Consider the following 11,687-nt stretch of genomic DNA (forward strand, 5'->3'; position numbering starts at 1 on the left):
AAAATTATGAAAACAATACTTTTGGTTCCTACAGAAATTGGTGTTGGTTTAACATCAGCATGTTTAGGTTTAATTTACGCTTTGGAATGCCAAGGCGTAAAAGCAGGTTTCTTAAAGCCTTTTTCACAAGAATTACAACCTGAAGCAGACCGCACAACTGCGTTGTATCGTCACCTGTTCAAGCATGAAACAGTTGAGCCGATTTCTTATACTGCGCTGACTGAGCGTTTAAAAAATGATGAAAATGACGAATTGCTTGAAGATGCAGTTCGTTTACATCGTGAAATTTCTAAACATCACGATATCATTATTGTAGAAGGCGTGTTGCCAAACGGACGTGATCCATTTGCAACTGAATTGAATGCAAATTTGGCTAAAGCACTTGATGCAAAAGTCATTATTGTCAGCAATGCCGACATCAACAATGCTGTTAAAACAGCGTCAAAAGTAGACAATCAATTACGTTTCTTTGGTGGTGCAACTTGTGAGCGTACTGCGGGCGTATTGTTTATGCGTACCAAAGGTTTACCAGAAGATTCTGCACAAATTCCAGTTACACTTGATCCAAACTTACGTTTGATTAGCGACACCAACCAATTCGTTAGTGCGATTCAAACCACGCACCCAATGATTGGTAAAGACTGTATGCCTGTAATTGGTTTAGTACCATTCAGCAATACTTTAAGTGTGCCACGTATGTCTGACTTGGCTGCGCACATTTCTGCTGAATGGATTAGCCAAGGTGAAGCTGCGCAGCGCCGTGTATTACACAGCAGCTTAATTGCATCGAATATTGAACACGAAATGCATAAATTCGTTGCAGGCGAGCTGATTATCAGTGGTTCTGACCGTGTCGATGTATTGCTTGCCAGTAGCTTAGCCAGCAGCAATGGTATTCCACTTGCAGGTTTGGTGTTAACTGAACATCAAGCACCAAGCGCACAAGCTTTAGAGTTCTGCCAAGCAGCAATGAAAAATGGCTTGCCAATTTTACATACTAAATTGAGCACCTTTGAAACTGCACAACAGTTATTAAACCTGAGCAACGAAATTCCTGTAGATGATACTGAGCGTGCAGAACAAGTTACCCGCTTTGTGGCCAGTCACATCAATGCAGAATGGTTAACCCAATTAATCAGCGATACGCATAAACCACGTTTATCGCCTTCTGCGTTCCGCCATGAATTGGTGCAAAAATCTATTGCAGCGAAAAAACGTATCGTGCTTCCAGAGGGTGATGAGCCACGTACCGTTCAAGCTGCAGCGATTTGTCAATCACGTGGTATTGCCCACTGCGTATTATTGGCAAAACCAGAAGCGGTAGTCGATGTTGCCAAAGCACGCGGTATTGAGCTTCCACACGACTTAGAAATCATTGATCCTGACTTGATTCGTGAAAACTATGTCGAAAAAATGGTTGCGATGCGTAAAGGCAAACTTACTGACGATCAAGCACGTGAACAGCTGCAAGACACTGTCGTATTAGGTACGATGATGTTAGCACTTGATCAGGTTGATGGTTTGGTGTCTGGTGCTGTGCATACTACAGCCAATACAGTTCGTCCCGCATTCCAGCTCATTAAAACTGCACCTGATTATTCATTGGTATCTTCAGTATTCTTTATGCTGTTACCAGATGAAGTATATGTGTACGGTGACTGTGCGATTAACCCAGACCCAGATGCTGAACAATTGGCTGAAATTGCGATTCAATCTGCTGACTCTGCAAAAGCGTTTGGTATTGACCCACGTATTGCCATGATTTCTTACTCAACTGGTACTTCGGGTGCAGGTGCTGACGTAGAAAAAGTAGCGAAAGCGACTGAAATTGCGAAACAACGTCGTCCTGACTTACTGATTGATGGCCCATTACAGTACGATGCAGCATCGGTTGAAAGTGTTGGTCGCTCTAAAGCACCAAACTCTCAAGTTGCAGGTCGCGCCAATGTGTTCATTTTCCCTGACTTGAACACAGGTAACACGACGTATAAAGCAGTACAGCGTTCTGCTAACGTGGTGAGTGTTGGCCCAATGCTACAAGGCTTGAACAAGCCAGTGAATGACTTGTCACGTGGTGCATTGGTAGATGACATTGTGTTCACGATTGCATTGACTGCGATTCAGGCAGAGCAACAAGCAGCTCAATAATTCGTAAAGTTAAGTTTTACAAACCACCTGATTGAAAAATTGGGTGGTTTTTTTATTCCACACTGTAGATTCATAGATCACTACAAAAATTGATTAGCTCCATTTTTAAAACCTCTGCACCAACCACACCGTATGCCCTGCACAGTCCTGATCTTCCGCGAGCATTTTCACAACTTTAAAGCCATAATCTTTTAACAATTGCCGATATTCATCCTGCGACAAACTGGCGTGATAAAGTGCTTCACCAAACATTTCCCCAATCGCCTCACCCGCAGCAGGTCCACTGCTAAACATTAAAACTGTATTGGCGGTAGACCATTGCGCAAATTTCTCGAACATGCAGCGCTGATCGTTTGGCGTTAAATGAAAAAAACTATCCCACGCCAAAATAGCATCAAAGTGCTGACTCAATTCTACAGAACGCATATCGGCTTCAATCCAACATTGTGATGGAAAATGTTCTCGTGCCATTTCCAGCATGGTGTCTGAACTATCCACACCTGTAAGCTGATGCCCATGTTGTAATAGATACGCTGCAATTGGACGGCCTGAACCACAACCTAAATCTAAAATTTTGGCCTGCGCAGGTAAATAACGCAGCAAACGATCCAGCCAGTTTTTCTCATATAGCACCTGACCACGTAAAGCCGTCCACGCTCGGGCATGCCTTTTATACATTGGGATAATCTGAGCCGCCAAAGCAGAGGAATCTGTCATCACATAACTTCAATATTGAGCAAATAGAGTTCTGAACATAGCGGAAAATTTAGCCTTAAAGAAGCAAAATCAGTGCATATCGCAATGTTTATTTTTGCTTGATCTTTCATCAATCTCCCACAGCCCATGTGCGATATTAAACTTTCGCCCAAAGCTTGATCAAAGTGCCCACAACGACCACATTTTGTCTTATAATTTAGTCCGCTAGCTATTCGCCCGCTCAAGAGATTTTTGATATGACAACTATTATCAAGCAAGATGACTTGATCACTTCGATCAAAGACGCGCTTCAGTTTATTTCCTACTATCATCCACAAGACTTCATCCAAGCGATGAGCCGTGCTTATGATCGTGAAGAAAACAAAGCTGCGAAAGATGCGATTGCACAGATCTTAATTAACTCACGTATGTGTGCAGAAGGCCATCGTCCAATCTGTCAAGATACTGGTATCGTAAACGTATTCCTTGAAGTGGGCTTAGACGTTAAATTTGATTTAACCATGAGCTTAGATGATACGATTAACGAAGGTGTACGTCAGGGTTACCTAGAAAACTCAAACGTGCTTCGTGCATCTGTATTGGCTGATCCTGCATTTGGTCGTAAAAATACCAAAGACAATACCCCTGCAGTAATTCACTACAAACTCGTTCCAGGTAACAAAGTTGATATTACGGTTGCTGCTAAAGGTGGTGGTTCAGAAAACAAATCTAAATTGGCCATGCTGAACCCATCTGACTCAATTGTAGACTGGGTACTTAAAACTGTTCCAACCATGGGTGCAGGCTGGTGTCCACCGGGTATGCTTGGTATTGGTATTGGTGGTACTGCCGAAAAAGCCATGATGCTTGCAAAAGAAGCACTCATGGAAGAAATCAACATGGACGAATTATTGCGTCGTGGCCCACAAAATAAAATGGAAGAACTCCGTATTGAGATCTTCGAGAAAGTAAACGCATTGGGTATTGGTGCTCAAGGTTTAGGCGGCTTAACTACAGTACTTGATATTAAAATCAAAGACTATCCTTGCCACGCTGCGGGCAAACCAGTGGGAATGATTCCAAACTGCGCTGCAACACGTCACGCACACTTCCAGTTAGATGGTTCAGGTGTTGCACACATTCAAGCACCTAAACTGGATGACTACCCAGAAGTGACTTGGGACTCTTCTAAATCTAAACGTGTAGATTTAGACAACATCACTCAAGAAGAAATGAACACTTGGCAGCCGGGCGATACTTTATTATTAAACGGTACGATTTACACAGGTCGTGACGCTGCGCACAAACGCATGGTTGACATGATCAACAATGGTGAAGAATTGCCAGTCGACTTAAAAGGCAAGTTCATTTACTACGTTGGCCCAGTTGACCCTGTAGGTGATGAAGTGGTTGGCCCTGCTGGTCCAACAACAGCAACCCGTATGGACAAATTCACACGCCAAGTATTAGAACACACTGGTTTGTTCGGTATGATTGGTAAGGCGGATCGTGGTCCTGCAGCAATTGAAGCGATCAAAGATCACAAAGCAACTTACCTCATGGCTGTTGGTGGCGCGGCTTATCTTGTATCTAAAGCTGTACGTGAAGCAGAAGTGGTTGCTTTTGAAGACTTAGGTATGGAAGCAATCTACAAGTTCAAAGTTGAAGATATGCCTGTTTCTGTTGCGGTGGATGTAAACGGTACATCAATCCACGCCATTGCACCAAAAATCTGGCAAGCTAAAATTGGTAAAATTCCTGTTGTAGATGCTGCAGCAGAATAATTTTCCAACGCAGTGATAAAGAAAAAGCACCCAACTTTGGGTGCTTTTTTATGCGTGCTAGAAATGAATAAAAGCAATGCACGAGATAAAGATGAAAAACCTTACCAGGTTCTAGGATCCCACAACTTAAATGGCTGAGTTAAATGCACATCTTCTGCAGGGTCATATTTCTCATGCTTGATTTTTTGTGGCTTTTTACGCAACTTACCTGTGGTTTGATCTTCCGCGACAAAGTTATAGCTTTCGGTTTTCAATTGAGTAAACGCGATTTCCTGTTGTGCCGTACTTGAAGGCATAAGAATTAAAGGCCCTGAAACCTCTTTGCGAGTACTTAGGTTTTCTTCATCATATTTAATAAAATACGACTGCCCTGCCTGTACCTGAAAATCCAAATACTTTGGTTTTTGGAAATGTAATGCACCCAAAGGACGACTCACACTCAGACGATACGCGCCCGGTGCCAGTTCAACCCAGTAATAATGATTGTGCAATAAACTTGGAATCCGATGCTTATTGATAAACATACTGGCAGCGACAATTTCTTGCCTATTCCACTTAGAGTCAGGGCGATACAAATACACAATGGCCGCATCTTGATGCTGTGCCTGAATGGGCTGAAAACGCTGCCCCAGTTTTTGATTAACCCAACCGCCAATGGTCATCATGCCCAAGCGGTGCTGCTCTACAAAACCCGGTTTCTGTTCTAAATCTAAAACTTTTAAAGTACTCGGTGGTTGTGTTTGTTGCACCACGTTTTTTTTGCCATGACATCCCACTAACATTAAACTGGTCACGACCAAGATTGCGACACCACGCATGTCTATCCCTCACTGCGTTTCTTATTTTTGTAAATCACGTTTTTGAAATCACGCTGCAAATTCATTTTGCAATTGTTGTTTTGAATAATGGGCATCCACGCCTAGGTCTAAGATTAACACTGCCTTGATTTTTTTGACAATAAAAAACGTGCCGAAACCTAGCGTTTCGGCACGTTTCAGACGAATAGCGTATTAAGCAGTTTTGCTGTCTAATACTTTTAAGTCAATTTTTTCTGCTGCAGGTTCTTCTGTTTGAGGCTGACGTTCGGTCTGAAATTCAGGTTTAGCACCTTCTTCAATCACCGCTTCAGTCACTACCACTGTGCCAACATCGGTACGGCTTGGCAAGTCGTACATGGTTTCGAGCAAGGCATTTTCCAGAATTGAACGCAAACCACGCGCACCTGTATTACGTTCAAGGGCTTTTTTCGCCACTGCACGTAATGCCGCATCTTCAAAGACTAAATCGACATTTTCCATCTCGAATAAGTATTGATATTGACGAGTTAAGGCATTTTTCGGCTCGGTCAGAATTTGCATCAATGCATCTTCATCTAGCTCGTCTAGCGTTGCAATTACAGGCAAACGACCAATGAACTCTGGAATTAAGCCAAATTTCACCAAATCGGTTGCTTCTACCTGACGGAATAAATCCGACAATTTCTTGCCTTCATCTCTTTTCTTCACGTCTGCAGTAAAACCAATCCCGCCTTTTTCCTGACGTTGCTGCACAATTTTCTCTAAACCAGAGAATGCACCACCACAAATAAACAGGATATTTGAGGTATCAATTTGAATGAATTCTTGCTGCGGATGCTTACGTCCACCTTGAGGTGGAATAGATGCGACCGTGCCTTCAATCATTTTAAGCAAGGCTTGCTGAACACCCTCACCTGATACATCACGGGTAATAGATGGATTTTCAGACTTACGCGTGATTTTGTCGATCTCATCGATATAGATAATGCCTTTTTGTGCTTTTTCTACATCGTAATCAGCTTTTTGTAACAGCTTTTGCACAATGTTTTCGACATCTTCACCCACATAACCCGCTTCGGTTAATGTGGTTGCGTCTGCCATTGCAAAAGGAACATCCAGTAGGCGCGCCAAAGTCTGTGCAAGTAAGGTTTTACCCGAACCTGTAGGCCCAACTAGCATGATGTTACTTTTTGAAATTTCGACAGTATCGTCTGACTTATGCCCTTGCTGGGTCACTTTCAGACGTTTGTAATGGTTATACACTGCAACCGATAAGGTTTTTTTCGCAGTGTCCTGACCGATCACATACTGGTCTAGCGCAGCACGAATTTCATGTGGTTTTGGCAATGGACGTGTTGCCCAATCACCCGACTCAACTTGTTGACTGGTCTGAACCAAGTCTAAGCATACGTCCACACATTCATTACAGATGTATGCGTCCTCGCCTGCAATCAGCTTCCCGACTTCAGACTGCGTTTTACCGCAAAATGAACAATGTTTTTGTCCCTGAGGATGTTCGGACATAGTCACTCCAATATCTCAATCTTTAAAACTTATGGACGTTTTGTTAAAACTTCATCCACAAGACCGTATTCCTTCGCCGCCTGTGCAGTCATGAAGTTATCACGGTCGGTATCTCTTGCGACAGTTTCATAGTCCTGACCACTATGTTCTGCCATTAAACGGTTTAAACGCTCTTTAATGAATAGAATTTCACGTGCATGAATTTCAATATCAGATGCCTGACCACGGAAACCACCAAGTGGCTGGTGAATCATGACACGCGCATTTTCAAGACAGTAACGCTTACCTTTTGCACCTGCGTTGAGCAGAAAAGCACCCATAGATGCTGCTTGTCCCATACAGTACGTCACAACATCAGGCTTAATAAATTGCATGGTATCGTAAATTGCCATACCTGCAGTCACTGAACCGCCTGGTGAGTTAATGTATAGGTGAATATCTTTATCAGGGTTTTCTGCTTCTAAAAACAACATCTGCGCCACGATTAAGTTGGCCATATTATCTTCGACTTCACCCGTCAAAAAAATGACACGTTCACGTAAAAGACGTGAATAAATATCAAAAGAACGCTCACCACGAGAGGATTGTTCGACCACCATGGGTACTAAAGCATTTTCAATTGTTGGAACATACATAATGGTTATTTATTCCTAAATTTGTGTGACACGACTCATGTTCACAATATGAGGGATAATTGTCTAAATTGCAAAATATTCACGGCTTAAATCGTAGATATTTTGAGTTAAATGCGATCAATCTCTGAAAAACTGAAAACCGCGATGCAATAAAAAAGGCGCACGAAGCGCCTTTTTGTATAAAGCAAATTAGCCTTGTTGACGAGCTTGCTGCTCTTTCAATAAGTCTTCATAGCTTACAGTTGTATCTGTAACTTTTGCAGAAGCTAAGATGTGATCTACAACCTGGTCTTCTAAAACAACAGCTTCAATTTGTGAACGTTGTTGTTTGTCGTTTTTGAAGTATTCAATCACTTCGCTTGGATCTTCATAAGAAGAAGCCATGTCTTCGATGTAAGCATCTACACGCGCTTGATCTACTTCAAGTTTAGCATTTTCTAATACTTTGCTAACCAATACGCCAAGTTTTACAGATTTTTCAGCTTGTTCTTTGAACAATTCATCTGGAAGCATGCTTGAGTCAAATGCTTTTGCACCTTGCGCACCAAACTGTTGTGTGAATTGCTGAATCATTTGTTGACGTTGACGGTCAATTTCTTGAGCAACCATTGCAGACGGAATTTCAACTTCGTTTGCCGCAACGAGTGCATCAAAAGTTGCGCCTTTTACTTGGTTACGTAAACCGTTTTTCACTTCACGTTCCATGTTTTTACGAACATCAGCTTTTAACTTTTCTACGCCTTCTTCTTCAGAAATACCGAAGATTTGTAGGAATTCAGCATCAATTTCTGGAAGTTTTTGCTTTTCAACAAGTTTCACAGTGATTTTGAATTGAGCTGCTTTACCTGCAAGGTTTGCTGCTTGGTAGTCTTCAGGGAAAGTTACATCAATAACTTTCTCTTCGCCTTTTTTCATGCCCACGATGCCATCTTCAAAACCAGGAATCATGCGACCAGAACCAAGTACCAGTTTAAAGTCTTCAGCAGCACCGCCTTCAAACTTCTCGCCATCTACAGTGCCTTCAAAATCAAAAGTCACTTGCATGTCTTTTTTCGCCATGCCTTTGGTTTCTGCCCAAGAAGCACGTTGCTTTTGAAGATTTTCAAGCATTTGCTCAACATCTTTGTCGTTCACTTCTGAAGACTTACGTTCAACTTCTAAACCTTCAAATTTCACTTCAACTTCTGGATAAACTTCAACTGTCGCTTCGTAAACTAAAGCGTCGTCTTTCATTTCAGTTTTTTCGATGTTTGGCATACCAACAGCGTTGATTTTTTCTTGTTGGATTGCTTCAAAAACGGTGTCACGAATAATGTCGTTCACCACTTCTTGATAAATACCCGCACCGTATTCACGACGAACAACGTTTACAGGCACTTTACCTGGACGGAAGCCGTTAATCTTCACAGTTTTGGCAGTGCGTTTCAAGCGAGCTTCAAACTGCTCGTTAATACGGCTCGTCGGTACAGATACATTTAAACGACGGGCAACGCCCGAAACCGCTTCAGAAGTTACTTGCATGGCTTCCTCGATATAGTTAGTAATAACAGTTTATAAAAAAGTGCCACATTATATGACAACATTAAAGGATATACAAAATACGTTCTGATCTCGACTGAATTTTTTTAATCGGCACGCTATTTTCTGTAAATTTTCAACTTTGTGTATATTTCTTGTTGTAAATAAGAATCCTTATCATTATTATTAGCCAACTCCTTCATGAATGATTCTAATTACCATATAGGTCTAAATTAGGATCATTGATTCATATTAGAGATATAATTTTATGGCTAAGTTCAACCTACACCCGCTGTGTCTTGCATTACTTGGGGCTACCTCTACTGCTGTTTTCGCAAATACCTCTACCGATGCGACTTCAACCCACCAACTTTCCACAATTGTGGTTTCAGCGGCAGGTTTTGAACAAAAAATTAAGGATGCACCTGCATCAATTACTGTCATTAGTGCAGAAGATTTAAAAAATAAACGTATCAACTCCGTTGCTGATGCCTTGGTTGATGTGGAAGGGGTTGATATTAGTCCAACAGCAGGAAAAACAGGCGGACTAAATATTCGTATTCGTGGGATGGATGCTGAATATACGTTGGTACTGATTGATGGCCGCCGCCAAAACAGTACAGGTGATATTACCCCTAATGGTTTTGGTGAATCAAATAACAGTTTTATTCCGCCAATTTCTGCAGTTGAGCGAATCGAAATTATCCGAGGACCCGCTTCTACCCTTTATGGCTCAGATGCCATTGGCGGTGTCGTTAATATTATTACCAAAAAAGTTTCACCAGAATGGACAGGTGCTGTCACACTCGAAGGGACAATTAACCCAAACTATTCAGATTTTGGCAATCAACGCTCAGTAGATGCCTACGTTACTGGTCCTTTAATTCAAAATTTACTTGGTATTCAATTACGTGGCCGTAAAGCGGAACGTGATCAATCTCATGTAACCCCAGATGCCAATTCAGATACCGAGTTATCTCAAGGTAACAGCCCAACCAAATCTGATTTAGAAACTCTTGGTGTTCGCCTAACACTAACACCTAATGATAATCATGATATTTCTGCTGAATATGAGCAAACCGAACAATGGTATGACAATAGTAAAGGGCAATTGGGTACCTTAGGTGCAGATGGAGGATACAACTCCTCTCAAGAATATAATCGTGAAAAAGTGGTTCTAGCCCATACTTGGCGTACCAATATCGGTACTTTAGATTCAAGTATTAGCAATACTCAGACCGAAACTGTAGGACGTTTAATTCCAGCACGTGCTCAGAATTTATCCAAAACTGTCACACCTCGCTTACTTGAGAGTGAAGATACTATTTTTGATACAAAGTTCACCACACAACACTTTAGTGGGCACAACATAACACTAGGCGGTCAATGGTGGGATGCAAGCATTAAAGACGGCTTACGTGTGAATAAAGAAGTTTCTTTTGATCAACTCGGTTTATTTGCAGAAGATACTTGGGCATTGACGGATAGCTTAGCTCTGACTTTAGGTCTACGTTTTGATGATCACAGCACTTTTGGTGATTTTTGGACACCTCGTGCGTACCTCGTTTGGAATGCAAATGACAATTGGACATTTAAAGGCGGATATTCTGAAGGATATAAAGCACCACGTTTAGAGCGCTTAACCAATGGTATTTATAATGTCAGCGGCCAGGGACGTAACCCAGTTTTTGGTAATCCTAATTTAAAGCCAGAAACAAGCAACAACTTTGAGTTAGCTGCATATTTCAATAATAACGATAATTTTGATGCCAACATTACTGCCTTCTATAGTCAGGTGGAAGATAAAATTGTAAATGGTAATGCTGAACTAAAATGTGACACAGATACCAATAAAGCAGCCTGTGAAGCATTTATGGACTCCATTGGAACACCGTGGACCATGGATTATTATAAAAGCAAAGGGCAAACACGAGCAGACTCATGGAATGTTACTCGTCCAACTAACGCAGAAGAAGCCGAGGTTTATGGAATCGAAACTGGTTTCAATTGGGAGTTTATCACTGCTTGGAAATTTGGTCTAAATTACACTTGGACAGAAACCGAAATTAAAGATTCCAAGTTGGGTAATCCACCTTTAAACGATACTCCTGAACATATTGTCAATGCTTCTTTAAAATGGCAAGCAGCTGATTACGTGAATCTATGGGCTCGTGGTGAATACCGAAGTGAGCGTGCTCGTTTTACATCAACTTATGAAAACTTAACTGCTGCCAACCAAAAGGTTTATGATGAATTAGGTGACTTTAAATCTTATGCCTTATTCCATATTGGCTCTAATTTTACCGTAAACGATAATTGGGATATTGGTGTCGCACTGTACAATGTTTTTGATAAAGACTTTACCGATTACGAACTAATTGATGGCAGTTATTACAACCGCCACAGCAACACCCAAGAAGGTCGCCGTGTTCAATTGAGTACAACCTTTAAATTCTAAACTCGCTTTATTTTTCTCAAACCCTGCTTCGGCAGGGTTTTCTGTCTTTACTCCCAAGCCTTTCACGTTCACATCGTTTTATTAAATAAAAATACTGATAATGATTATTATTTTCAAATAAGAATTA

Annotated in this window: 8 protein-coding genes; 3 read left to right on the forward strand and 5 right to left on the reverse strand. The window is 41.5% G+C overall.

Annotated elements, in window-relative coordinates:
• Positions 1 to 6 precede the first annotated feature (6 nt).
• On the forward strand, positions 7 to 2,148 hold the full coding sequence (gene pta, locus FTU66_RS07650) for a phosphate acetyltransferase (RefSeq protein ID WP_180112582.1): 2,142 nt from the start codon (positions 7 to 9) through the stop codon (positions 2,146 to 2,148).
• 105 nt (positions 2,149 to 2,253) lie between these two features.
• Here pta and FTU66_RS07655 read toward each other — a convergent pair whose 3' ends face one another.
• On the reverse strand, positions 2,254 to 2,865 hold the full coding sequence (locus tag FTU66_RS07655; protein WP_180112583.1) for a class I SAM-dependent methyltransferase: 612 nt from the start codon (positions 2,863 to 2,865) through the stop codon (positions 2,254 to 2,256).
• Positions 2,866 to 3,101: 236 nt separating this feature from the next.
• Between FTU66_RS07655 and FTU66_RS07660 the strand changes: the two genes are divergently transcribed.
• Positions 3,102 to 4,628, forward strand: coding sequence for a fumarate hydratase (locus FTU66_RS07660; protein ID WP_180112584.1), 1,527 nt, complete (start codon positions 3,102 to 3,104; stop codon positions 4,626 to 4,628).
• Positions 4,629 to 4,729: 101 nt separating this feature from the next.
• Here FTU66_RS07660 and FTU66_RS07665 read toward each other — a convergent pair whose 3' ends face one another.
• The 4 genes from FTU66_RS07665 to tig form a co-directional block, all read right to left on the reverse strand.
• Positions 4,730 to 5,446 (reverse strand): DUF2846 domain-containing protein, encoded by a 717-nt coding sequence (locus FTU66_RS07665; RefSeq protein WP_180112585.1) that lies wholly within the window; start codon positions 5,444 to 5,446, stop codon positions 4,730 to 4,732.
• Between the two features lie 192 nt (positions 5,447 to 5,638).
• Positions 5,639 to 6,949: an ATP-dependent protease ATP-binding subunit ClpX gene (gene clpX, locus FTU66_RS07670; protein ID WP_180112586.1), complete on the reverse strand. Its 1,311-nt coding sequence runs from the start codon at positions 6,947 to 6,949 to the stop codon at positions 5,639 to 5,641.
• Between the two features lie 29 nt (positions 6,950 to 6,978).
• Positions 6,979 to 7,584: an ATP-dependent Clp endopeptidase proteolytic subunit ClpP gene (gene clpP / locus FTU66_RS07675; RefSeq protein WP_004974855.1), complete on the reverse strand. Its 606-nt coding sequence runs from the start codon at positions 7,582 to 7,584 to the stop codon at positions 6,979 to 6,981.
• A gap of 189 nt (positions 7,585 to 7,773) precedes the next feature.
• Positions 7,774 to 9,105, reverse strand: a complete 1,332-nt coding sequence (tig, locus tag FTU66_RS07680; RefSeq protein ID WP_180112587.1) for a trigger factor — start codon at positions 9,103 to 9,105, stop codon at positions 7,774 to 7,776.
• 265 nt (positions 9,106 to 9,370) lie between these two features.
• Here tig and FTU66_RS07685 point away from each other — a divergent pair, with 265 nt between their 5' ends.
• Entirely contained in the window at positions 9,371 to 11,560 is a 2,190-nt protein-coding gene (locus FTU66_RS07685) for a TonB-dependent receptor domain-containing protein (RefSeq protein ID WP_180112588.1), read from the forward strand.
• The last annotated feature ends 127 nt before the right edge of the window (positions 11,561 to 11,687 follow it).

The organism is Acinetobacter sp. YH12131, from assembly GCF_013418635.1.
Taxonomy (GTDB): domain Bacteria; phylum Pseudomonadota; class Gammaproteobacteria; order Pseudomonadales; family Moraxellaceae; genus Acinetobacter; species Acinetobacter towneri.